This is a genomic window from Janthinobacterium darwini, from assembly GCF_051380905.1.
GTDB lineage: Bacteria > Pseudomonadota > Gammaproteobacteria > Burkholderiales > Burkholderiaceae_D > Janthinobacterium.
The window spans coordinates 2,285,029-2,305,553 of record NZ_JBNYXX010000001.1; the positions used below are offsets into that span (position 1 = coordinate 2,285,029).

At 61.4% G+C, this 20,525-nt stretch carries 22 protein-coding genes and 2 pseudogenes; 10 read left to right on the forward strand and 14 right to left on the reverse strand.

The genetic code is table 11. The features are described 5' to 3' along the window. Window positions 1-6 precede the first annotated feature (6 nt). Window positions 7-1,068, forward strand: a complete 1,062-nt coding sequence (locus ACQ4WZ_RS10495; protein ID WP_436573353.1) for an NAD(P)H-dependent flavin oxidoreductase — start codon at window positions 7-9, stop codon at window positions 1,066-1,068. A 286-nt stretch (window positions 1,069-1,354) separates the two neighbouring features. Here ACQ4WZ_RS10495 and ACQ4WZ_RS10500 read toward each other — a convergent pair whose 3' ends face one another. From ACQ4WZ_RS10500 to ACQ4WZ_RS10540, 9 genes are all read right to left on the reverse strand, one after another. Then, window positions 1,355-1,897 (reverse strand): GNAT family N-acetyltransferase, encoded by a 543-nt coding sequence (locus ACQ4WZ_RS10500; RefSeq protein WP_436573354.1) that lies wholly within the window; start codon window positions 1,895-1,897, stop codon window positions 1,355-1,357. A gap of 166 nt (window positions 1,898-2,063) precedes the next feature. Further along, a complete protein-coding gene (locus ACQ4WZ_RS10505; RefSeq protein ID WP_436573355.1) occupies window positions 2,064-2,618 on the reverse strand; it encodes a hypothetical protein in 555 nt (184 codons plus the stop codon). A 240-nt stretch (window positions 2,619-2,858) separates the two neighbouring features. After that, window positions 2,859-3,389 (reverse strand): hypothetical protein, encoded by a 531-nt coding sequence (locus ACQ4WZ_RS10510; protein ID WP_436573356.1) that lies wholly within the window; start codon window positions 3,387-3,389, stop codon window positions 2,859-2,861. A gap of 395 nt (window positions 3,390-3,784) precedes the next feature. Further along, complete coding sequence (locus ACQ4WZ_RS10515; RefSeq protein ID WP_436573357.1) at window positions 3,785-4,105, reverse strand: hypothetical protein; 321 nt, start codon at window positions 4,103-4,105, stop codon at window positions 3,785-3,787. A 135-nt stretch (window positions 4,106-4,240) separates the two neighbouring features. Next, entirely contained in the window at window positions 4,241-4,612 is a 372-nt protein-coding gene (locus ACQ4WZ_RS10520) for a hypothetical protein (RefSeq protein WP_436573358.1), read from the reverse strand. 320 nt (window positions 4,613-4,932) lie between these two features. Continuing rightward, window positions 4,933-6,354, reverse strand: coding sequence for a serine hydrolase domain-containing protein (locus ACQ4WZ_RS10525; protein ID WP_436573359.1), 1,422 nt, complete (start codon window positions 6,352-6,354; stop codon window positions 4,933-4,935). A gap of 309 nt (window positions 6,355-6,663) precedes the next feature. Beyond that, window positions 6,664-7,176, reverse strand: coding sequence for a DUF1579 domain-containing protein (locus ACQ4WZ_RS10530; protein WP_436573360.1), 513 nt, complete (start codon window positions 7,174-7,176; stop codon window positions 6,664-6,666). Window positions 7,177-7,352: 176 nt separating this feature from the next. After that, window positions 7,353-8,174, reverse strand: a complete 822-nt coding sequence (locus ACQ4WZ_RS10535; RefSeq protein WP_436573361.1) for a hypothetical protein — start codon at window positions 8,172-8,174, stop codon at window positions 7,353-7,355. A gap of 72 nt (window positions 8,175-8,246) precedes the next feature. Then, window positions 8,247-9,785, reverse strand: coding sequence for an MFS transporter (locus ACQ4WZ_RS10540; RefSeq protein WP_436573362.1), 1,539 nt, complete (start codon window positions 9,783-9,785; stop codon window positions 8,247-8,249). Window positions 9,786-9,907: 122 nt separating this feature from the next. Between ACQ4WZ_RS10540 and ACQ4WZ_RS10545 the strand changes: the two genes are divergently transcribed. The 3 genes from ACQ4WZ_RS10545 (at window position 9,908) to gstA (ending at window position 11,980) form a co-directional block, all read left to right on the forward strand. Beyond that, window positions 9,908-10,768 carry a LysR substrate-binding domain-containing protein gene (locus ACQ4WZ_RS10545; RefSeq protein WP_436573363.1) on the forward strand — a complete coding sequence of 287 codons (861 nt, stop codon included), beginning with the start codon at window positions 9,908-9,910 and terminating at the stop codon, window positions 10,766-10,768. A 386-nt stretch (window positions 10,769-11,154) separates the two neighbouring features. Further along, window positions 11,155-11,334 carry a type 2 periplasmic-binding domain-containing protein gene (locus ACQ4WZ_RS10550; protein ID WP_436573364.1) on the forward strand — a complete coding sequence of 60 codons (180 nt, stop codon included), beginning with the start codon at window positions 11,155-11,157 and terminating at the stop codon, window positions 11,332-11,334. A 31-nt stretch (window positions 11,335-11,365) separates the two neighbouring features. Next, window positions 11,366-11,980: a glutathione transferase GstA gene (gene gstA, locus ACQ4WZ_RS10555; protein ID WP_436573365.1), complete on the forward strand. Its 615-nt coding sequence runs from the start codon at window positions 11,366-11,368 to the stop codon at window positions 11,978-11,980. A gap of 22 nt (window positions 11,981-12,002) precedes the next feature. Here gstA and ACQ4WZ_RS10560 read toward each other — a convergent pair whose 3' ends face one another. After that, the gene (locus ACQ4WZ_RS10560; protein ID WP_436573366.1) at window positions 12,003-12,455 is read right to left on the reverse strand and encodes a PaaI family thioesterase; all 453 of its coding nucleotides are present in this window, start codon (window positions 12,453-12,455) and stop codon (window positions 12,003-12,005) included. Between the two features lie 156 nt (window positions 12,456-12,611). Here ACQ4WZ_RS10560 and ACQ4WZ_RS10565 point away from each other — a divergent pair. Then, a pseudogene (locus ACQ4WZ_RS10565) lies at window positions 12,612-12,863 on the forward strand (DUF4337 family protein); the annotation flags it as partial. A gap of 6 nt (window positions 12,864-12,869) precedes the next feature. Here ACQ4WZ_RS10565 and ACQ4WZ_RS10570 read toward each other — a convergent pair. Both ACQ4WZ_RS10570 and ACQ4WZ_RS10575 read right to left on the reverse strand, forming a co-directional pair. Beyond that, window positions 12,870-13,490 carry a ParB-like protein gene (locus ACQ4WZ_RS10570; protein ID WP_436573367.1) on the reverse strand — a complete coding sequence of 207 codons (621 nt, stop codon included), beginning with the start codon at window positions 13,488-13,490 and terminating at the stop codon, window positions 12,870-12,872. 49 nt (window positions 13,491-13,539) lie between these two features. Then, window positions 13,540-15,201 (reverse strand): SulP family inorganic anion transporter, encoded by a 1,662-nt coding sequence (locus tag ACQ4WZ_RS10575; RefSeq protein ID WP_436573368.1) that lies wholly within the window; start codon window positions 15,199-15,201, stop codon window positions 13,540-13,542. Window positions 15,202-15,395: 194 nt separating this feature from the next. Between ACQ4WZ_RS10575 and ACQ4WZ_RS10580 the strand changes: the two genes are divergently transcribed. The 5 genes from ACQ4WZ_RS10580 to ACQ4WZ_RS10600 all read left to right on the forward strand — a co-directional run bounded on the left by ACQ4WZ_RS10580 (window position 15,396) and on the right by ACQ4WZ_RS10600 (window position 19,460). Next, window positions 15,396-15,692 carry a hypothetical protein gene (locus ACQ4WZ_RS10580; RefSeq protein WP_243858314.1) on the forward strand — a complete coding sequence of 99 codons (297 nt, stop codon included), beginning with the start codon at window positions 15,396-15,398 and terminating at the stop codon, window positions 15,690-15,692. A 226-nt stretch (window positions 15,693-15,918) separates the two neighbouring features. Further along, window positions 15,919-17,016 carry an acyl-CoA dehydrogenase family protein gene (locus tag ACQ4WZ_RS10585; protein ID WP_436573369.1) on the forward strand — a complete coding sequence of 366 codons (1,098 nt, stop codon included), beginning with the start codon at window positions 15,919-15,921 and terminating at the stop codon, window positions 17,014-17,016. A gap of 157 nt (window positions 17,017-17,173) precedes the next feature. After that, window positions 17,174-18,007, forward strand: a complete 834-nt coding sequence (locus ACQ4WZ_RS10590) for an HDOD domain-containing protein (protein WP_436573370.1) — start codon at window positions 17,174-17,176, stop codon at window positions 18,005-18,007. 92 nt (window positions 18,008-18,099) lie between these two features. Continuing rightward, window positions 18,100-18,531 (forward strand): hypothetical protein, encoded by a 432-nt coding sequence (locus ACQ4WZ_RS10595; protein ID WP_436573879.1) that lies wholly within the window; start codon window positions 18,100-18,102, stop codon window positions 18,529-18,531. An 8-nt stretch (window positions 18,532-18,539) separates the two neighbouring features. Next, complete coding sequence (locus ACQ4WZ_RS10600) at window positions 18,540-19,460, forward strand: DUF2145 domain-containing protein (protein WP_436573371.1); 921 nt, start codon at window positions 18,540-18,542, stop codon at window positions 19,458-19,460. Here the strand turns inward: ACQ4WZ_RS10600 and ACQ4WZ_RS10605 are convergent, their stop codons facing one another. After that, window positions 19,461-20,066 carry a flavin reductase family protein gene (locus ACQ4WZ_RS10605; RefSeq protein WP_436573880.1) on the reverse strand — a complete coding sequence of 202 codons (606 nt, stop codon included), beginning with the start codon at window positions 20,064-20,066 and terminating at the stop codon, window positions 19,461-19,463. Continuing rightward, window positions 20,067-20,504 (reverse strand): annotated as a pseudogene (locus tag ACQ4WZ_RS10610) (GNAT family N-acetyltransferase); the annotation flags it as partial. It abuts the gene before it with no gap. Window positions 20,505-20,525 lie beyond the last annotated feature (21 nt).

Sequence of the window (20,525 nt, forward strand, 5' to 3'; positions counted from 1 at the left end):
AACATTATGAGCTCGTCCCAGCGCTTCCTCGACCGCCTCGGCCTGCAATTGCCCATCATCCAGGCGCCAATGGCGGGCGTCTCCACGCCGCGCCTCGCCGCCGCCGTCTCGAATGCGGGCGGCCTCGGTTCGCTGGGCATTGGCGCCGGCAGCGTGGCGCAGGCGCGCCAGATGATCGAAGACACGCGCGCGCTGACGGACCGCCCCTTCAACATCAATGTGTTTTGCCATGCGCCTGCGGCAAGGGATGCGCGGCGCGAAGCGGCTTGGCTGGCCCATCTGGCGCCCCTGTTTGCGGAGCTGGGCGCGGCCGTGCCGGCAGGACTTGAAGAGATCTACCGGACGTTTATCGGCGATGCGGCGGCATTCGCCCTGTTGCTGGAGCAGCGCCCTGCCGTCGTCAGCTTTCATTTTGGCTTGCCGACGCAGCAGCAGATTGCCGCCCTGCGCCAGGCCGGCATCTACACGATGGCCACGGCCACCAGCGTGCGCGAAGCGATCCTGATCGAACAGGCAGGGGTCGACGCCATCGTGGCGCAGGGCGTGGAAGCGGGCGGGCATCGCGGCGTCTTCGATCCGCAAGCGCACGACGAGCGCCACAGCACCAGCGTGCTGCTGCGCCTGCTGGCGGGCCGCACTGCCCTGCCCCTCATCGCCGCCGGCGGCATCATGGATGGACAAGGCATCCGCGCCGCACTGGACCTGGGCGCCGCCGCCGTCCAACTGGGCACGGCATTCGTGCTATGCCCGGAATCGGCGGCCAACGCGGGCTACCGCGCCAACCTGAAAAGCGAACGGGCCGCCAGTACGCGATTGACGGCGACCTTGTCGGGCCGGCTGGCGCGCGGCATGGTGAACCGCTTGATCGAACATGGCGAAGCGCCAGGCAGCCCACCGCCGGCCGACTACCCGGTCGCCTACGATGCCGCAAAACAATTGAACGCAGCAGCCAGCCAGCACGGCAACAGTGAATTCGCCGCGCAATGGGCCGGCCAGGGCGCGCCGCTGGCGCGGGAAATGGGCGCGGAGGAATTGGTGTTGACTTTGGCTAGGGAAATGGCGCGCTGATTTCAGCATGCCGTTGACATGATTGCCGCCAGGACAGCTATGCCACAGGCCATGTGTTACCTGGAGATAAAAAGGTGGCCCGGCGCTACGGCTACACAGCGGTATCCGCTTTCGCCTTTGCGGACATCCAATCTTCAGAAGATGCACACCGGCACCTATCGCAAACTATTGAATGTCTAGTGAGTATACATTTTCTGAGCGCAATCATAAGGTACACACATACGGATTCTTAAAAATCTGCTCCTGAACGGTAGCGACCTCCTTTCAAGTCCGTACTTTTGGCGCCTTACCTGCAGCGGGCATACATCAGAGATGGCCGAGGTTCGTCAGCAAGATTTGGTAGAACCAGGTGTCGCGCAAGCTTGCTCTCAAGTACAAACCCGGACTTTTCCAATGTACGCGCAGATGCATAATTTTCTGTGTCACAGGTTGCCTGAATACGAAAACAGTGCGGCAGCGCCAAGGCTGCTTCACTCAAAGTATTTATTGCCTCGGACATGAGTTTCGCGCCCCAATACTTGCGTTGCAAAACGTATCCAATATCTATCATGTGATCATGCAAACTTGCTTCCAACATACCAATTGGTTCGTCGTCATTTTCCTCAAGGGCCAAAACATAAGGACGGCTACGACCACTATCCCACTCCTCGATACAATATGAAATGAAGGCTTCAGTCTCGGCCAATGTGCGGTGTGGACGCCATACCATGTAGCGTACTACTTCAACATCTTGGGCATATGCATCAAAAATAATCCGGACATCTGATTGACGCGGTTTACGCAATATCATTCTTTGCGTACGCAATACATCTGGAAGAGATAGAAACATTGAAAAATCCTTAACACAGTTCTGAAATTTACTTCATTCTACAGCGCAGATTTTACGTCAGCAATCGCCCCAAGGCAGTCGGTTGGGAGGAATAAAAAATAGACGCACAGGAAAGCGGCGGCCCTAATAATTTTTGATTCGTGTATTCACTGTCACCGTATAGGTCTTATATATGCACGGTGCCCGTAGCCCAGCGGGCCTCGTATATCGATTGAATTGTCTCAAATGCGTCGACGATCTGCACCAACAAAGATGCGGCCGTCGCCGCCCCATGGTTGAAGCTTCCGCTACTTTGGTAGCACTCACATTTGTCGATAATCAGATACCGATCATGAAACATGGAATGCCGCAACGCGATAGCAGTGTCGCTCTGTGCCGAGTACATTTCGACCGCAGCTTTAAGCGCCGTGATCCTATTGCTTTCGAGAAGACGAACCGCTACGCCCGGCTTAACAAATGGCAGGTAACGAGACACAAATTCCGCATCCATATATGGATCAATGAAAAAAACTTCCGTCGCCGCTGATTCAATATATTTCCGCACTTCATCGAAGTAAGCGAATGGTCGACGCGGTTCAAACGCTACAGCGAGTGGCCCAGACGATTTGAACCGCCATTCCATCTTGCACTGTTGCACCATAGAAACCAATAATTTCTCAGTCTCGCCCGGCATACGGTTCAAACCGTTATACAGCCTTGTCATTTCCATACTAAATGTCATTCCCCGAACATAATTCGTTGTCTGAACTAGGTGGGCAGCCAAACCCAACTATTCATGGTTTTCCTGGCTGTCGTGACATAGTGTAGCGATTGGAGGCATAGTCCTAACAAGCGCGTCAAAGTGGGCAGCGAACTCAGCTGGTGTTAGCCTTGTTGTCATTTTGCTTCCGAGAGTTACGTTGCGAAAATTTCACGCTGGCTTTCCGAGTCGAACGTCTGCAATTAGCCGACCTGCGACAAATTAAAAATCACTAAGTCTTTTCTTATCTTCTATCGGTGAGAAATTCCAAGGCGATTGGAGTAATGTAAGAAGCTCGTCGGAAAATACGTTGTTTATTGTACTCAGCTGATGAGGAAGTCGACTGAAGTCAGAAATAGCTGCGTCGATTAGCCAATTCGCTTCTTCACGCAAGTTAGCAGTGAAGTTCAAGTCATCAGACGGTTTGATGTCACGCCTCTTATCACCCGAATGCTTTAGTGAATTGTAGGTGAACCGATAATAGCCGATTCCCTTTCCAACGGCTTCATAAAGTTGTTTTGCTGTTAGTTTGGATATGTCAGTCCCATCCATCTGAACAGCTGCTTTCGCCAAACTTTCATGCATTGAATCGATGCCCAGCTCGCTCAGATACGGAGTGGTTATTAGACTGACTGCTCCAGCCAAAAGAATGCTTTTTGCATAGCCGACATCACTCTTTGCTTTCCGAAATTCATTCGCTGCTTCGACCAACAATTCTCCTGCTAGCAAGATTTTATTATATTCCTTTTGCATCTACTACTCTCCATATATATTGGCGACTGGCACCTTTTGGCAGCCGATTGCCGTCGTTGGCAGGTTACGCCCCATTGCATGCAATACTGACTGTTTGCAACTGTCGCCCCGCCAGAGCTTATGAGCAGTTCAGCAGTGTCTAGTGAACTCGTGGCGATTCACATTGGTTCTCGAATCGTCTATTTGAAGTGCTGCCGCCGACTTCGAAGCGCGGCTCCGGCTGAAGTGCGGGGTATTGAAAATCTAACATATTAACCATGAAAAAATTTCACGAGTTATCACACATTGAGAAAAATACTAAACATACAATGAATTCATCACATTTCTGAACTCCTTACAGGCGACGGTAGCTTTTTGTGGGGTGCCTGCTTCTGGACGAATCCTGTCTAAGTCGCTCAGACGTTAACGTTACGCCAAACTCGCAACCAAATATATTTGTTCTTCCATACGGTGATGTAAAAAATCGCTGAAAATGGTGACGCATTCGGCCCGCATTCAAGTATCACAGGCTCTGCAAGACGAACGTCAACCTCAAACTTTTGCGAATGACACCAATCGATTTGCATCTGCACGGTGTGCTTTCCGGGCTCGACATCGAAATCAACTTCCGAGCCATTCGAAACGCTGGCAATTTCGCTCCCATCCAGAAGAACAGTGTATTTCCGAGCTCTATCTTGCCAAATTGATTTCTTTCGTCGAACAATGATTTTTGTCATTATAAATTCCTTCATAATCTATTAAGTCGGTGGATTTGCCTGGCCATCACCGGCTCATGAGCATAACGAATTACCAAGTGCGAAAAGTCACGCATTGTCACGTCAAGCTGAATGGCTGCTCCTGGCCGATAGACGTCATGGTTCCAACAGAAAACGAGCAGGCCGCAATTCGATAATGCGGGACAGAACAGCGACGTGTTCATCGAACTTCAGCATTTCAATTTGAGCGGTGACGGCAGCCAAATCTTGCGCCGTCGCGTTACCTTGAAATCCAACTTCCAGATCAACAACGCCATGGGTAATGGTGGAGGCTACCTTCATGACGCGATCAAGCTTTTGCATACTGCTCATCATTGGATTCAGCACGTTTTTCTCCAGCGTCTCCGGGTCATTTTCTTGCACTGAATAATGTACCGAAACCACTGTTGCATGCATTTCTCCTGCAATAGCCCCAACGCTGATACTGAGTGCTGCGGCGCCCAGCAGAACAACACTTTTAATCGCCATGACGTCCTCCTTATACTGCAAAGTTTCGATGTTTTCTCTTGGCCAGTTGCCATCGTTGCCAGGTTCCGCCCAAAGCGGACCTACGTGGAATGCACGCGCAACTGGTTTTCCGGCTTCTGGAAAGCGCGAATCCGTTTTGAGCGTAGGCTAAGTATCCATAAGAGCTGGCACAAGCTCGAAGCGCACCGCGCCATTCAGGAAGCATGCGGGGCGACATCTTCGCCGACTACCGTCTGCGGGTGCCCCATGTTGTGCGCAATTACGGCATGCAGGCACGGGCGGAAGCACCGCCCCAATTCGCGCGCCGGCCACGCCTAGCATCAGGTCTTTGGCGTATCGAGCTTCGCCAGCGCCTGCTTGGCCTTGTCGAACGCGGGATCGAGCGCCAGCGACTGCATATAGCTCGCGCGCGCCATGGTCTTGTCGCCCAGCTGCTCGTAGGCCAAGCCTTTGCGCCACCAAGCACCAGCGGGAGGCGCCACCTGGACTGCGGCGTCGAAACGCAGGTAGCGGTCCAGCAGTGCTATCGCCTCGGTGGCTTCATAGCCGCCGTCGATGCGGGTCCTAGCAGCCTGGTACACCGACGGTGCGTGGCTCGGATTGCGGTCATACAGCTTGGCGGCGCCGCGCAGGTCGCCGCGCATCACCAGATCGAGCGCTAGCATCATGTCGGAATCGGCCTGCTCGGCCAGTTGCACTGGTTTGCCGTACAGGCGTGCCTCGATCTTTTCGGCAACGTCGCTTGCTCCCATGCCCGTGTTGGAAAGGACGATGACCGTATAGCCGCTGCCCTGGTAGCGGTGGAACACCGCACTGATGCCGGGCGCACCGCCAGTATGGCCGATGACGGTGTCGCCGAAAGCGCTCTTGCGCTGCCAGCCGAAGGCATATTCCTTGTCCGGTCCCACAGGGGCCCACATGGCCGCCTTGCTCGCTTCGGACAACAACGCCGTTTGCTTGAGCGCCTGATCGTAGCGCAGCATATCGCGCGTGGTCGTGCGCATGCCGCCATCGGAGGACGGCGGGGGAACTGACCTCACGTTGGCGCTTATGCTGCCGTCGCCGTTGCGGGTGTAGCCGATCGAGCGGTTAGGCAGTGGCTCGTCTTCGAGGGTGAGCGAACTGTCCGTCATGCCGGCAGGCTTGAAGATATGGTCGCGCAGATAGTCGCGGTAGGACTGGCCGCTGGCTTTTTCGACGACGGCGCCGAGCAACACCATGCCCGAGTTCGAATACTGGAAGCGGCTGCCGGCCGCAAAGCTGGGCGGCTGGTCGTAAATCAGAGGAAGGAAGGCGTCGATGGTGCGCAGCTTGCCCATGTTCGCGGCGAAGTCTTTGTGCGCCATGTAGTTGCCGGTGCCGGCCGAGTGGTTCAGCAAGTGGGCGACGGTGATCGTGTCCTTCTCCGCGTAAGGGATCTCGGGAAGGAAGCGCGAGATCGGGTCGCTTAGTTTGAGCTTGCCTGCTTCGGCCAGCTGCAAGATGGACACCGCGGTGAAGGTCTTGCCGATGGAGCCAATGTTAAAGCGCGTGTTGGCGCGGTTTGGCACATTGGTCTCGCGATTGGCCAGGCCCACGGCCGCTTCGTAGACGGTCTTTCCGTCATGCGCCACCAGCACCGTGCCGGCGAATATGCCGACCTTACCGTAGCTTTGTACGATGGCATCGAGGTCGCGCTCGATATTGTCCGCCTTTGCAGCGGTACCGACCATCAAGAGACAGGCAAGCAAAACTCGAAACATGTTGTTCTCCCTCTAACCGCCCACCGGGCGCATGAGTAAATTGCCGTAATTTCGCTCTAAAGTCCTTCCCGTTTGATATGCATACGCGCAATGCTTTCAAAAAAACGGAGTTCGCCCCCGTTTATCAGGGACTCGCCTTCGATTTTCTCGCGGTCTCGACGACCTGAAGCCGTGTCGAACGAGCATACTCTTCGCGGGTAAGGGGGACATAGGTCGCAAACGATTCTGTATCGAGAAAATATCGATCTTTTTGCTACTTCACCTGAAGGTCCGCTTCTGGCCGCTTGCTACCGTTGGCAGTCGCAGCCTTCAAGGCTGAATGGGTGCCCTTGCCTGTGCGCTGCGCATGAAATCCATAGTCCAGTTCGTTTCCCATGTTCTTCCCTGGTCCTTGGAAAAAGCCTGATCCCAGCGAGGATTCTTCCCAGGTGTTGCAGTCCAGGTAAAGCGCACTTTTATTGCTTGACCATCGAGTAGGTCATCGGCAAAAAATACGCCGACGTGATTGGAGAATTTTCCAACAACTGGGACATCGAGCGTTGTCGGCTTGCGTGCATCGAGCCACCAGATCGACCAGGTGTCGGATTTAATACAAAACGAGCGCAGTGCAAGGGCGCGGAAGCTGCCTTCCGGGAAGTAGAGTACGTTATCCTCCAGGTTTCCAAAGCCACCCAGTGTCTTGACGGTCGAAGATAGCCCGTCAAATTCCGTCCATTCCTTGCAATCGGTGAATCTGGAATTGAGCCGGCGATGTTTCACTAGCCAGTCACCGATGATGAAATCAAAATCCCGGGGGGCATTTTTATCGGCTGGCAGTTGCATTGACGGTTTCCTGGATTTGAATTGTTGCGATGCTCGGCCTGGCTTTTCATTGAAAACATGAGTCGAGAGCGGCCGTGAACGATAGCAAATTGCCGGTAAGAAAAATGCATACATTGTCACACCAGTGGAAATATCCACTGCTGGCCGCCCGCTGCCGTTATCTGCAGGCTCCCCCGTTACGGCAGCCGGTGCCGGAAAGTGGGCTCGATATTGCGCGCGTGCAGCCAGCGCACGATGTCTTCCAGGGTGGCGTCCTGCAGCAGCAAGCCTGGTTGTGTAACAGGCATAGGCGCTGGCAATGCGGCGGCGACGGGAGCGGGCACGGGCACGGAAGTTGACACGACATCAAGCAAGCCCGCATGTCTTTGCAACTTCGCCAGCGCCTGCGCGAACTGGGCCGGGTTGATGCTGCGCAAGCTTTCCAGGAAACCCAGTTGGGCGGCTGGCGGTGGCGGCATGTCCAGGCCCGGTTCGTCGACGAAGGCGGCCCCCATGCTGGGGTGGATGAAAGCTGCCCACTTGCCCGATGGCTGCAAACATGGCGGCAGCGCCACCTGTTCCACGTCGCCTGGCGGCGCGACGGCAAGGATGTCGGTCGAGGCGGGTAAAAAGGTCGAGCGCAGCAGCTGCACGAACTGGCGCGCCTGGGCGACGGGTACGGGCGTGGCCAGAGACAGCCATAACTGGAACGCCTTGCCCGAGATGCTGACGGCGGGCGCCGGCATGTCCAGCTCGTGCTGCACGGCATTGGCGATCGTGCACAGCGCACTCCAGTGCGCTTCGCCGCCGCCCTTGCCGCCAAACTCCAGCACCAGTGCGCGCGTCAGGCCGCCATGGCCCCGATCCTGTACCAGTTCTACGGCCACCGTCTGCTCGCCCGACAGATGGCGCGCCAGCACAGCCGGCGTCAGCGCTTGTGCGCCGCCATCCGCATCCAGATAGTGCTGCTGTTCCTCGAACAGGTACAGGCGGGTGAGTTCGGAAATCAGTTTATGCATGGGCAGCCTCGTAATGACGTTGAGCAACACTTGCCAACGTGCCCAGATTATAGCCTCCCCTGCTCCTGGATTTCAGCGCACCGGCTGCCCGGCTGCCTGCCGCGTCCGCCCGGCGCCAAATACCAGCCAGCTGGCCACGGCGAACAGGCAGGCGGCCACGCCGCCGTACAGCATCACGGCGCCAAAGCCTTGTGCCAGCGCAAGCTGCGCCATGCCGGCCGGCAGTGTGCCGGCCCCCTTGCCGGCAGACAAATCTTCCGCCATGGCGCGCAATGTGGCCGCGTCCAGTCCATTTGGCAGATGGGGCCGCAAGGCGGACTGTATGGCTTCGACGAGGATAAAGCCCATCAGCGCGATATTGATCGACAGGCTGACCATGCGCGCGCTGATGTCGATGCTGGAAGCCATGCCGGCCCGCTCGCCGGGCACGGCGCCCGTCGTCGTGTTGGTGACGGGTGTATTCGTCAAGCCCAGGCCCGTGCCGGCCAGCAGGCAGCCGGGCAAGATCGTCAGCCAGTTGGCGGCATCCACACTGCTGCCCCACAGCATCAGCAGAAAACCCAGGCCGATGGCCAGCAAGCCGGCAGGAATGACCGTATCGGCCTGGTAGCGCAGCGCCAGCCGTTCGGCCAGGGGCGGCACGAGCAAGGTGGGCAAGGTGTAGGCCAGCAAGGTCAGGCCCGTGCCCAGGCTGCTGTAGCCGAGGCCATGTTGCACGTACAGGGGAAGATAAATCATCAGCGGCCAGAAACTGCAGTTCATGCCCGCCGAACCGAGCAGTGCTCCCGAAAAACGGCGAATGCGAAATACGCTGAAGTCGATCATCGGTTCAGGCTGGCGCCGCTCGATCATGACAAAGAGCATCAGGCTGAGCAGCGCCACGGCCAGGCTGGCCACCGTGAGCGGGTCCGTGAAACCCAGCGCCGGCCCCTGCGTGAGGCACCATGCCAGGCTGAACACGGCCAGCGACAGGGTGGCGATACCCGCCACGTCCAGCTTGCGCTGCTGCGGATCGCGCGATTCGCTCACGCCCAGCGCCACCAGCAGCAGGGCCGCCAGCGCCAGCGGCCCGTGCACGAGAAATACCCATTGCCAGTTTGACAGCGCGACGATGGCCGCGCCTATGATAGGGCCAAAACCCAGGCCCAGGCCAAAGACGATGCCCCAGGCGCCAAACGCCCGGCCCCGCGCGGCGCCGGCCGGAAATTGCTGCGACAGTACGGCCACCTGGCAAATCAGCATGGCGCCACCGGCCATGCCCTGCAGCGCGCGCGCGGCGATCAGCAGGCCGGTGCTGCCGGCCCAGCCACATGCCAGCGAACTGAGGCCGAACAGTGCCAGGCTGGCGAGCAACAAGCGCTTGCGGCCATAACGGTCGGCCAGGGTGCCCGTTGCCATCAGCACCGTGGTGCAGGCCAGGGTGTAGGCGTTCATGATCCATTGCAAGTCCTTGAAGTCGCCGTGCAACACGGTTTCCAGGGTGGGCAGGATGACGGGTACGCTGGAAATTTCCAGGCCGAACATGAGCGAGGCCAGGCACACGGCGGCCAGGGTCAGTGCATTTTGTTGCGAAGTAGTCAGGTGCATCGAAGCCTTGATGTCGGTAGTCATGGAGGAGCGCGTGGTGCCGGCGCGCTGGAGCCACCATTCTAGAAAGCATCGACTCATGAGGGAAATGATAAAATTTTGTACAATTCATTCATTTTCATCATGAATCACAGGAGCCAGACACGATGGACTTCGATACCGCCCTGCTGCGCGCCTTCGTCGCCGTCCAGGACACAGGCGGCTTTACGCGCGCCGCCGAACGGCTGCACCTGAGCCAGTCCGCCATCAGCCACCAGATCCGCCGCCTGGAAGAGCAGGCGGGCGCCGCGCTGCTGGTACGCACGACGCGCAGCCTGCGCCTGACGGAAGATGGCGAGGATTTCCTGCGCCACGCGCGGCAGATCCTGGCGGCCCAGGATGCGCTGTCGCGGCGCTTCCAGCGTTCCTCGATCGCTGGCGCCGTGCGTTTTGGCGTACCGGAAAATTTCATGGGCGCGCGCCTGCCGGCCCTGCTGGCGCAGTTTGCGCACCTGTTTCCCGCCGTGCGCCTGGATGTGACAGTCGGCACGTATCTTGACTTGCAGAAACTGGTCGCCGCCGATGCGCTGGACCTGGCCGTCGTCATGGCGCTGGCCGGCGGGCAAGATGAGCCGGCCGTGCTGCGCCGCACGCGCTTCGTCTGGGCGGCGGCGCAGGATTTTCGCCATGACGGCCAGGCGCCGCTGCCGCTGGCGTTTTCACCGGCGCCGTGCATGCACCGGCAAGTGGGCGTCGACGCCCTCGACGGCGCCGGCCTCGACTGGCGCGTGGCGTTCACCTCGCCCAGCCAGCAGGGCTTGCGCGCCGCCGTGCTGGCGGGCCTGGCGATCACGGCCCTGCCACAGGGCGACCTGGAGCCGGGCATGGTGGTCATCGATGGCCAGCATGGCTTGCCCGCCCTGCCCGCCGCCCAGTTCCAGCTGCTCTGGCGTGCCGCGAGTACCACGGCGGCGGCCGAAGCGTTCGGGCAATTGCTGCGCGAGTGGTCAGCGGCTGCGGCGGCATGACAGCAGCATGCCATCACCGTAAGATGTACGCACTACCGTGAATAGGTGCTAAGTTCGGCACGAATTGATTAGCAGCGCGAATGCATTGCGTGAAACCAGGGTCAACGCAAATGTCGGCCGCAAACGGCGTGCGGTCCCAATAGCTGTCGCCAGGCGGCAGATGCAAAACCAGAGCGCCCCACAGCAACAGATCGCCCCATGCGATGACGCTGGCAAGGACAACACCCAGTAGCGAATCAAGAAAAGTTTTCGTCAGGCGATATTCCGGCTACATGGCGGGGACATGCTTGCAGAATAAGCGCACACGCAGCACGATGAATGACCGAAAGTTGACGATATGACACAAATCGCCTTCAACGACATTCGATGGCCTGGGCGTGGCCTGCATGGCCGAAGATATCGTCCTGCCCTACCTGGCCGATGGCCTGTCAATGCGCGTGCTGGACGACTGGTGCCCCACATATGCAGGCTACAAGCTGTATTACCCGAGCCGGCGCAATCCTGCACCGGGCAGTCATAGTCACCACGCGAACACGCGTTTACTGTGCGCCAGCACAGGACTATAGTGGCCTCTTTCCCACCTATTCAAGGATCGCCATGAAACTCTTTTACTCGCCGGGCGCCTGCTCCCAGGCACCGCACATCATCCTGCGCGAAACGGGCACACCATTCACTCTGGTCAAGGTCGACCTGGGCCAGCACCAGACGCAGGAAGGCGGCAATTACTACGAACTTAACCCAAAGGGGCAGGTGCCGCTGCTGGCGCTCGACAATGGGACGACATTGAGCGAAGGCCCCGTCATCGCCCAATACATCGCCGAACTGGCGGGCAGGCAGGACTTGCTGCCCCCTGTGGGCAACTTTGCCCGCTACAAGGTGCTGGAATGGCAGAACTACATCACGTCCGAGCTGCACAAATCGTTCAGTCCCCTGTTCGATCCCCGCTACGACGCCGCCACCAAGGCCTTATTCATTGAGCAACTTGGCAAGAAGTTCAAATGGGTGGACAGCCGCCTGGAAGGCCAGGCCTACCTGACGGGCGACACGTTCACCGTGGCCGATGCCTACCTGTTCGTCATCACGGGCTGGGCGCCGCGCGTGGGCGTCGATTTGTCGGGCCTGGCAAATATGCAGGCCTTCCTGGGCAGAATTGCCCAGCGCGACAGCGTCAAGGCGGCGCTGGCAGCGGAGGGCCTGGCAAAAGCCGCTTGAATCGCGTGCCGTGGTGTACGGTTCAGGTTTTTTCCGACTTGCCGTGCATCACCATGATGGTTTGCTGCATCAGCGCGCACAGCGATTCCCGGCCATCCTTGACGGCGAACACTTCGGCCTGCGTGACGATCAGGGTTCGGCCCGGGCGCACCACCTTGCCGCGCGCGATCAGTTTCTCGCCATCGGCGGGCGCCACCAGATTCATCTTGTATTCCACGGTCAGCACAGAAGCACCGTCCGGCACCATGCTCATGGCCGCGTAGCCGGCGGCCGAGTCCGCGATCATGCCCACCACGCCGCCATGCACAAAACCGTGCTGCTGCTCGATGCCGCTCCAGTGCGGCACGTGGATTTCCGTACTGCCATGCGCCACCACGGGCAGGCTGGCCTGAATCAGGGTCATGGCATTCTGCAAATCAAAACTGGCGCGGACTCTGTCGGCAAATTGCGGGTCGGGAAGACGGGACGTGCTCATGGGCTATACGCTTTCAGGGACGGAACGCTGTACTGTACCCGCTTATGCCTGTTCGCACCATGTTGCGGCGCTCGCCAGCTTGCATGGCAGATGCGGTAGTGACATCATGTCAATACCAGTTTCTTCGCTCCCACCTGCCCCCGCGAAAAGCAAGCCAGGCAGGAAAGGGAAAAACTGGTGGTGCAATCCATCGCGCGCCAGTTGGAAGAGCAATCGAGAAAGCTGGGCGAGGAATCGGAAGCCAAGCTGCGCCCGCACGAACGCCTGGCCATGGCCCTGACCTTCATCCAGATCGCCGTCGCGCTGGCCACCATCACGGTGCTGACGCGGCGCCGCTGGCTGCTGTGGGGCTCCGTGGGCGCGGCAGCGGCCGGCATACTGGCGGCCGGCAGCGCCTTCCTGCTGTAGACGCTGTCAGGCCGGTGGCACGACGCCGCTCCAGCCAGGCAGATAGCGCGCCAGCTGGCCGCGCGCCAGCTTCATCGCTTGCTCCAGTGCCTTGGGGAAATTCTTTTGCAGGCTTGCGGGCGCGATACGGCTGCGCAGGAAATCGGCCCACAGGAACTCGCTGAACGGCGTCACATCCTTGGCATAACCGCCTGCGCCGCGCAATTCGCCGGCCAGGCTGCGGTAAGGATCGTCGTGCAAGCCGCTCAGGTGCCGGGGAATGGCGGAAAAATCGCGGCGCAAGCCCTCGCTGTCGTAGGGGTGCACCCACTGGTGGTGGTCCATTACATGCCAGAAGTGCAGCGGCTCCAGCCAGGACAAATCCTTGAGTATCATCAGGCTGACGGTTTTCACGCCTTCCTGGTGCAGCGCGAGGCCGAAATGGTGATGGTCGACGATGTAGTGGCGTCCTTCCGGGCCGATGATGCTGGGAAACCAGTGATCGGCCAGCGCCGCCGTCCGCGCCTTCCTGCCCAGGCTGGCCCAGTGCGCGCGCTTGAGCGCCACCTCAGCCATGCCGACCGTGATTTGCGTGGGCAGCAGCTTGTTCAGCCTTGCCTTGACCAGTTGCGGTTTCGCGCTTGTCATGCCATCTCCCAAGGTGCATCGCCTGGCCGCCAGCCTAGCATAGTCGCCGCTAATGTTCAGGCGTGGCGCCGTCCAGCAGTCGCACGGCCTCGGCCACGCTCAACTCACTGAGCAGCAGTGCCGGCCCGGCTTGGACAGCCAGCATGTCGCGCAAGGCCAGTTGCAGCACGCTGCAGGCCGGCTCCTTCAGCCGCGCCAGCGCCAGCGCCAGCCCCTGCTGACGCACAAACGCGGCAAAGTCGCGCAAGGCTTCGACGCTGCTGCCATCGAGGTCGGGCGACTCTTCCAGACTGAGGATTACCTTGCGCAGCGGACCGGCCCGCTCTTCCAGCATGGCACGCGCCAGGTGCAGGCTGCGCTCGGCGTTAACAAAGAACAGGGGTTCATCGAGACGCAGTATCAGCAGCTCCGGCTGCGGCCGGGCATCGCGATGCAGCGCCAGCTTGACGTAGTCGTGGCTGTTGCCCAGCCGCCCCAGCACGGACATGCCCGGCCGCGACAGGCGGCGCAGCATCAGCAGAAGGCTGATGTCGATGGCCACCAGCAAGCCGTCGAGGACACCGAACAGCAGCACGCCGGCAATCGCCGCCAGCACCAGCAGGCGGTCGCGGCGCCAGACAAAGTATGGCTGCAAAGAAACAGGATTCAGGGTATGGCTGACCGCGTGGATGACCACGGCGGCCAGCACGGGTACGGGCGTGAACGCCACCAGCGGCAGCAGGGTCAGCACGATCAGGCCTACCACGGCGGCGGCCACCAGGCCCGCCAGGCGCGAGGTGGCGCCCGCCGCCTCGTTGGCGGAGGTGGCCGAATAGCCGGCGCCCACCGGCATGGCTTGCAGCAATCCCGCCAACACGTTCGCCGCGCCCAGCGCCAGCAAGTCGCGCTCGGGCGCCACAGGGTCGCCATGCTTCAAGGCAAAACTGCGGATGGCGCCATACGATTCGGCATACAGGATCAGCGCCAGTGCAAACGCCAGCTCGGCCAGGCGCGTCCATTCCTCTTGCGTCAGGCGCGGCAGGACGGGCATGACCAGGCTGACATCGATGGCGCCCACCAGGGCCACGCCGTGGCGAGGCAGATCCAGCCAGCGGCCTGCAATTATGCCCAGCGCAATGACGATCAGACCGGCGGGCCAGCGCCGCCGGCACCGCAGCAGGAACAGCAACAACAGGGCCGCCGCGCACAGGCCCGCGCCAACCCCGTTCCACTGCCCTGCCCGTGCCAGCAAGCCGGGCACCAGGTGCAGCATGTCGCCCTGCGGCGGCTGCACGCCCAGCACGCCGGGCAGCTGTTTCACGATGATGACGATGGCCAGGCCGAAGGAAAAGCCCCGCAATACCGGCTTGGCGATGAATTGCGTGACGCTGCCCAGCCGGGCCACCCAGGCCAGCAGGAAAAATCCCCCCGTCAACATCACCAATCCTGCCATCAGCATGAGCCGGTGCCCCGCCGTGCCGCCCGGCATGGACGCCATGGCGGCGGCGAGCACGGCGGCCGATGACGACGTGGCTGACACGATGGCAAAGCGGCTCGTGCCCAGCACGCCATAGCAGAGTAAACCGGCGAACAGGGCCAGGATACCCGCCTGGGGCGCCAGATTGCCGATGCTGGCATACGCCACCGCTTCAGGCAGCAGCAGGCCGGCGATCGACAGGCCGGCACTGACATCTTGCCAGCGGTTCAATTGCGTCGCAGCCGATGCGCTCATGGCGATGTTCCTGGTGGGTGGCACTGGTCCGCTCCATGATGCGGCAAAACCGCCGTTCCAGCCACATTTGCTTACATTTGAAACAAATATGCTGTGCACCAGCGGCCCCGGCGGCACGTTTGAGCAGGGTCACATCCCTGACCATCCACCTGGAGACTGCAATGAAAACCACCACTCTGTCCGCCATCCTCCTGATGACTCTTGCCTCGGCTACCGCCAGCAGCTTTGCCGCAGAAACGACCTGGCAGAAAAACCATCCGCGCCGCGAACAGGTGAACAACCGCCTCGCGCATCAAAACGCGCGCATCCACAAGGAAGTCAAGGAAGGCGACATCACCAAAGGGCAGGCGGCCGCCCTGCACCGCGAAGACCGCAGCATCCGCCGCGAAGAGCGCAGTATGGCCAAGCTCGATAACGGCCATATCACCAAGGCGGACCAGCGCGCCCTGAACCAGCAGGAAAATGTGGTCAGCAAACAAATCGGCAAATAGCCTTGCCGTCCGGCCCTATCGCCCCCCTTGTTGTAGGACGGGAACGGTCACCGCTATCACCTGCGCAGCAATGCGGTGGTGGCATAGGTGACGTTCCCGATCTGCTCATGGCGTCCCCTTTCCTGCAGCTTGGAGGCGCCGGACTGGGACGATAACGGGCGAAGGCTGGCCCCGGCGCGCCGGGCTGTGCGAAAATGCCCGCCTTCGCCATTGCCGGATTCTGCCCATGCCGCACGCTGTCATCGATACCCTTTGCGAGCGCGACGCCCGCCGCATCGCCCGCCATGCGCCGGCAGCCGACGCCGCCCGCTTTTTGCATCCGGCCCAGCAAGCCTTGCTGCACCGGCGCGGCTGGCTGACGATGCTGGCGCCGTGCAGCGCGGGCGGCGCCGAGCTGCCCTTGCCGCACGTGGTGCGCCTGGAAGAAGCAGTGGCCGCCGTCGACGGCAGCATGGGCTGGGTATTGACCCTGTGCGCGGGCGCGGGCTGGTTCGCGGGTTTTCTGGCCCCTGACATGGCGCGCAGCATCATCGGCACGCCCCGTGTCTGCCTGGGCGGCAGCGGAGCGGCCACGGGCTGCGCGGAAGAGGAAGGCGACGGCTACCGCATCACGGGCAGCTGGGATTACGCCAGCGGCGCGCCGATGGCCACGCATTTCACCCTGAACGCCCGGCTGCAGCGCGATGGCCAGCCCCTGCTCGATGTAGAAGGCAAGCCGCGCATCCGCGCCTTCCTGGTCCCTGCCGCGCTGGTGCAACTGGTGCCATCGTGGAACAGCATCGGCATGCGCGCCAGCGCCTCGCACAGCTACCGCATCGACGGCCAGTGGCTGAGCAAGGAACACGGTTTTACGATCAGCCCCGCAGCCGCGACGGCTGGCGGCCCCCTGTACCGCTACCCGTTTTACTCGCTAGCCTATGTGACCCTGGCCGCGAATATGGCCGGCATGGCCGGGCATTTCATGGAATTGGCCGAAGCATGCATGCGCCATCGCCGCCATGCGCGCGCCGGCTTGCCGCTGCTGGACGTGCCGGAAGTGGCCAACATGTTGCAGGACAGGAAAGATGCGTTCACCGCCGCCCGCACCCGCTACTACACCGTGCTGGACGACAGCTGGGCGCAAGTGGCTGCCGGCGCGGCGCTGGACGACGACGCCATGCAGGCCGTGCAAACCACTTCGCTGGCCCTGGTGGCCGTCTGCCGCGCGGCCGTCGACGCGTTGTATCCTTACTGCGGCCTGTACGCAGCCCGCGAAGACAGCACCATCAACCGCGTGTGGCGCGATTTTCATACGGCCAGCCAGCATACGCTGCTGCTGCCTTGACAGTGCTGGCCTGCGTCGCCTGGCGGCGCAAACGCGCCAGGGCTGCTCAGCTAGCCTGACGAATAGTTGCTTGTGTCACAGTTAAGGCTGGCGGGCGCCATGCGGGCCGGATTGCCTGATAAGATGGGGCATTGCTACTTCTCGCTCCCCCCTATCCATGCACGTCAACACGCTCAGCAGCCTGGCGCAACTTTTGGCCAGTGCCGAAACGGAAACCCTGGCCTTTCCCACCAGCATCAACACGGCCCTGCTCCTGCAAAAGGAACTGGCCAACCCGGATTGCCATTCGTCCGACATCAGCCGGCTGCTGCTGTGCGAACCGACCTTGTCGGCACGTGCCGTGGCGCTGGCCAATTCGGCCCTGTTCTCGCCGGGCCAGGCGCCCGCCATCACCAGCGTGCGCGCCGCCGTCGAACGGCTTGGCCACCGCAACCTGTATGCGCTGGCGACGGCGGCCGTGATCCGCCAGTTGAACGCCGGCATCCGCGACGAAGCCTTGCGCGCCCGCGCCACCCAGCTGTGGGCACACACCGTGCACGTGGCGGCGCTGGCGCATGCGCTGGCGGGCGCCGTCACGCACACGGATGCCGATACGGCCCTGTTCGCCGGCATCGTGCATGAAGTGGCCGGCTTTTACATGCTGGCCCAGGCCGACAAGACTCCGGGCCTGTACGCCCAGCTGGAAATCCAGATGGCATCCACCCTGGAAGTGATTGGCCGCGCGCTGATGCGCCAGCTGAGCGTGCCGCTGCCCGTCGCTGATGCCGTCAATGCCTTGCCCGGCTCGACCATCATGCTGCCGCCCGAAGGCTTGCGCGATACCCTGCTGCTGGCCAAGGCGCTCGCGCCCGTGCCCTCGCCGCTACCGCAGGCCAACGTCACCGTCAGCGCTCCGCTGCAAGCCTACCTGGAGCACGATCCCGTGCTGCAGGCGCTGCGCACCGAGCCGTCGGCCGAAGCAAAGGGCCTGATCGAGGTACTGCTCAGCTGATAGCCGATCTGCTATGATGGCGCAGGCCGGGATAGACCCGGCCCGCTTTCATTGACGTCCACTGGAAAACTGCCTTGACTACCTCCTTACGCATGCTCGGCCTGGCCGCAGCTTTGACCATGGCGTGCAACGCCAACGCCGACAGCTTCGTTTCTTCGGCCTCCAGCGCCGGTTCCCAGTCGAGCGGCAGCATTTCCGATTCGCTCAACGGTTCGAGCAACAGCTCCTCGCGCGACAACAAGGTGGCCAATGGCCCTTACCGCATCATCGACGTGGCCGCCATGCCGGGCCGCGACGGCATGACGCGCCTGACGATGCAGGCCGATGCCACGGCAACGCCGCTGGTGCTGGACTTGCCGCAAGCGGCGCTCGACAAGCAGCAGCTGGCGCAGGGCGACGTGGTGCATGCGCAAAACCGCGCCTACGGCATCGAATTCTCGCGCAACGACACGCGCGCCGCCTTCTTCCTCGTGCTGGCCGATGACTGGTACGGCGAACTGGCCACGCGTCCCGTCAGCCTTTGATCCCTCGTTTGACCTCGCGTCACCTGGCGCGGCTGCTGGCCTGCTGCGCCGCCCTGGTCCTGGCTGGCACCGCCCAGGCAGCTACTTCGCTCGCCTCATCGCGCTTTTGCGACCGCGCACAGGAACTCACGGCCACGGAGCAAGATCGCCTGTTGCGCTTTGCCGCCGTGGTGCGCGAGGAGCTGGCCGCCAGCGAAGGCAGCGTGGCCCTGATCAGCCGCTCCGGCCTGGACCTGGCCCGCTTCGGCATCCGCTATTCGCACGCTGCGCTGGCCTGGCGTCATGACGATGACAAGGGCTGGTCCGCGCGCCAGCTCTACTACGCCTGCGACGAAGGCCGCCCGCGCATCTTCGACCAGGGCACGGCCGGTTTCGCCATGGGCACGGACAATCCCTCACTCGGCTACATCTCTGTCGTGAAACTGCCTGCGGAAACCGTGCCGCCCCTGCGCCGCGCCCTGCTCGACCCGGTGCGCGTGCAGCAGTTGCTGGCTGGCCGCTACAGCGCCAACGCCTATGCGTTCAGCCTGAAATATCAGAATTGCAATCAATGGGTGGTGGAATTGCTGGCCGCCGCCTGGGGCGAGCTGGCCGAGGGCAGCGATTTGCGCGCGCGCGCCCAGGACTGGTTGCGCGCCGCGCCGTATGCGCCCGCCCCCGTCGACGTGGGCGCGCGCTGGCTGATGCTCGGTTCGATTTTCGTCCCCCTGGTACATATGGACGACCATCCGCCGGAGGCCATCGGCACGATGCAGCTGGCAGTGAGCCTGCCGGCCAGTCTGGAAGCGTTCGCGCGCCAGCGCCTGCCCGCCAGCGAACGCGTGGAAATCTGCCACGACGGCAAGCAGGTGGTGGTGCACCGGGGCTGGGAACCGATCGCCGACGGCTGCGTGCCCGGAGCAAACGACCGTATCATCGCCCTCGATTAGTTAGGTATCCGCGTCGAGCGCTTCGCCAATCGCGTAAAAGCGCCCGCCCGCGATATAGTGCAGGCTGCGCCAGGATGGATCGGCCTCCTCGAAATGCCAATGCCCGTCGCGAAACACGCGCGTATCGGCCCAGGCGCCCACCACCTCTCCGATGAACAGATCATACGCAGCCTGGTTGTGCGGCTCGGGAATCAAACGGCAGGCCAGCCAGGCTGAGCAGCCGGCGACGAACGGTAAATCAAAACCTTCCATGTGAAACAGCTGCACGCCGGCGCGCGCCAGCTTGTCGGGCTGCGCGTCGAGGCTGTGCGTGCCCACGGCATGCGTCAGTTGCAGCTGCGCCGCCGTCGGCACCTGGATGACAAACGTGCCACTGCCCTCGACCAGCGCGCGCGTGCGCGTGGCCTTGTCCAGCACCACGGTCAGTTTCGGTGGCGCAAAATCGAGGGCGCAAGCCCAGGCGGCGGCCATGACGTTGTCGATGCCAGCATGGCGGGCAGAGACGAGGATGGACGGGCCGTGGTTGAGCAGGCGATAGGCTTTTTCCAGTGGCACGGGGGCGATATGACCATGTTCAGGCTCCTCGTTTTTCAGGGACAAGTGCATATCCCACTGGTCGATGCCTGGCCCGAAGCCGTCCGGCGTCACTTTAACTGTCTCAAAACCGAAGCGCGCATAAAAACCCTGCGTGTGCTGGCTGGTATTCATGCTCACGCTGGCGACTCCCGGCACGGCACGGATGGCGTCCAGGCGCGCCTGCGTCAGCGCGCGGCCCAGTCCCTGCCCATGCAGATCCTGCGCCACCATGCCCCAGCACAGGCTGGCAACGGCGCCGCCCGCGTCCAGCGCATGGCCGCCGCAGGCGACGATGCGCGCGTCACCATCGACGATGCGCTCGATGACCAGATACGGGTTCGTCGACGTATCGAGCCAGGCGGCAAAGCCGGCGCGCTCCGAGAGGTCGAAAAAACGCGGCGTATTGCCATCGAAGAGGGCCAGGCAGTTATCGCGGTCACTGGCCCGGTAAGGACGTACTGTCTGCATTGTTATCCTTTCAAAAACAGG

What these genes read in the sequence shown, in the direction of transcription:
- ACQ4WZ_RS10495 (WP_436573353.1), top strand. Translation starts at nt 7, where the DNA reads ATGAGCTCGTCCCAGCGCTTCCTCGACCGCCTCGGCCTGCAATTGCCC.
- ACQ4WZ_RS10500 (WP_436573354.1), bottom strand. Translation starts at nt 1,897, where the DNA reads ATGTTTCTATCTCTTCCAGATGTATTGCGTACGCAAAGAATGATATTG.
- ACQ4WZ_RS10505 (WP_436573355.1), bottom strand. Translation starts at nt 2,618, where the DNA reads ATGACATTTAGTATGGAAATGACAAGGCTGTATAACGGTTTGAACCGT.
- ACQ4WZ_RS10510 (WP_436573356.1), bottom strand. Translation starts at nt 3,389, where the DNA reads ATGCAAAAGGAATATAATAAAATCTTGCTAGCAGGAGAATTGTTGGTC.
- ACQ4WZ_RS10515 (WP_436573357.1), bottom strand. Translation starts at nt 4,105, where the DNA reads ATGACAAAAATCATTGTTCGACGAAAGAAATCAATTTGGCAAGATAGA.
- ACQ4WZ_RS10520 (WP_436573358.1), bottom strand. Translation starts at nt 4,612, where the DNA reads ATGGCGATTAAAAGTGTTGTTCTGCTGGGCGCCGCAGCACTCAGTATC.
- ACQ4WZ_RS10525 (WP_436573359.1), bottom strand. Translation starts at nt 6,354, where the DNA reads ATGTTTCGAGTTTTGCTTGCCTGTCTCTTGATGGTCGGTACCGCTGCA.
- ACQ4WZ_RS10530 (WP_436573360.1), bottom strand. Translation starts at nt 7,176, where the DNA reads ATGCAACTGCCAGCCGATAAAAATGCCCCCCGGGATTTTGATTTCATC.
- ACQ4WZ_RS10535 (WP_436573361.1), bottom strand. Translation starts at nt 8,174, where the DNA reads ATGCATAAACTGATTTCCGAACTCACCCGCCTGTACCTGTTCGAGGAA.
- ACQ4WZ_RS10540 (WP_436573362.1), bottom strand. Translation starts at nt 9,785, where the DNA reads ATGACTACCGACATCAAGGCTTCGATGCACCTGACTACTTCGCAACAA.
- ACQ4WZ_RS10545 (WP_436573363.1), top strand. Translation starts at nt 9,908, where the DNA reads ATGGACTTCGATACCGCCCTGCTGCGCGCCTTCGTCGCCGTCCAGGAC.
- ACQ4WZ_RS10550 (WP_436573364.1), top strand. Translation starts at nt 11,155, where the DNA reads ATGGCCGAAGATATCGTCCTGCCCTACCTGGCCGATGGCCTGTCAATG.
- gstA (WP_436573365.1), top strand. Translation starts at nt 11,366, where the DNA reads ATGAAACTCTTTTACTCGCCGGGCGCCTGCTCCCAGGCACCGCACATC.
- ACQ4WZ_RS10560 (WP_436573366.1), bottom strand. Translation starts at nt 12,455, where the DNA reads ATGAGCACGTCCCGTCTTCCCGACCCGCAATTTGCCGACAGAGTCCGC.
- ACQ4WZ_RS10570 (WP_436573367.1), bottom strand. Translation starts at nt 13,490, where the DNA reads ATGACAAGCGCGAAACCGCAACTGGTCAAGGCAAGGCTGAACAAGCTG.
- ACQ4WZ_RS10575 (WP_436573368.1), bottom strand. Translation starts at nt 15,201, where the DNA reads ATGAGCGCATCGGCTGCGACGCAATTGAACCGCTGGCAAGATGTCAGT.
- ACQ4WZ_RS10580 (WP_243858314.1), top strand. Translation starts at nt 15,396, where the DNA reads ATGACTCTTGCCTCGGCTACCGCCAGCAGCTTTGCCGCAGAAACGACC.
- ACQ4WZ_RS10585 (WP_436573369.1), top strand. Translation starts at nt 15,919, where the DNA reads ATGCCGCACGCTGTCATCGATACCCTTTGCGAGCGCGACGCCCGCCGC.
- ACQ4WZ_RS10590 (WP_436573370.1), top strand. Translation starts at nt 17,174, where the DNA reads ATGCACGTCAACACGCTCAGCAGCCTGGCGCAACTTTTGGCCAGTGCC.
- ACQ4WZ_RS10595 (WP_436573879.1), top strand. Translation starts at nt 18,100, where the DNA reads ATGCTCGGCCTGGCCGCAGCTTTGACCATGGCGTGCAACGCCAACGCC.
- ACQ4WZ_RS10605 (WP_436573880.1), bottom strand. Translation starts at nt 20,066, where the DNA reads ATGCACTTGTCCCTGAAAAACGAGGAGCCTGAACATGGTCATATCGCC.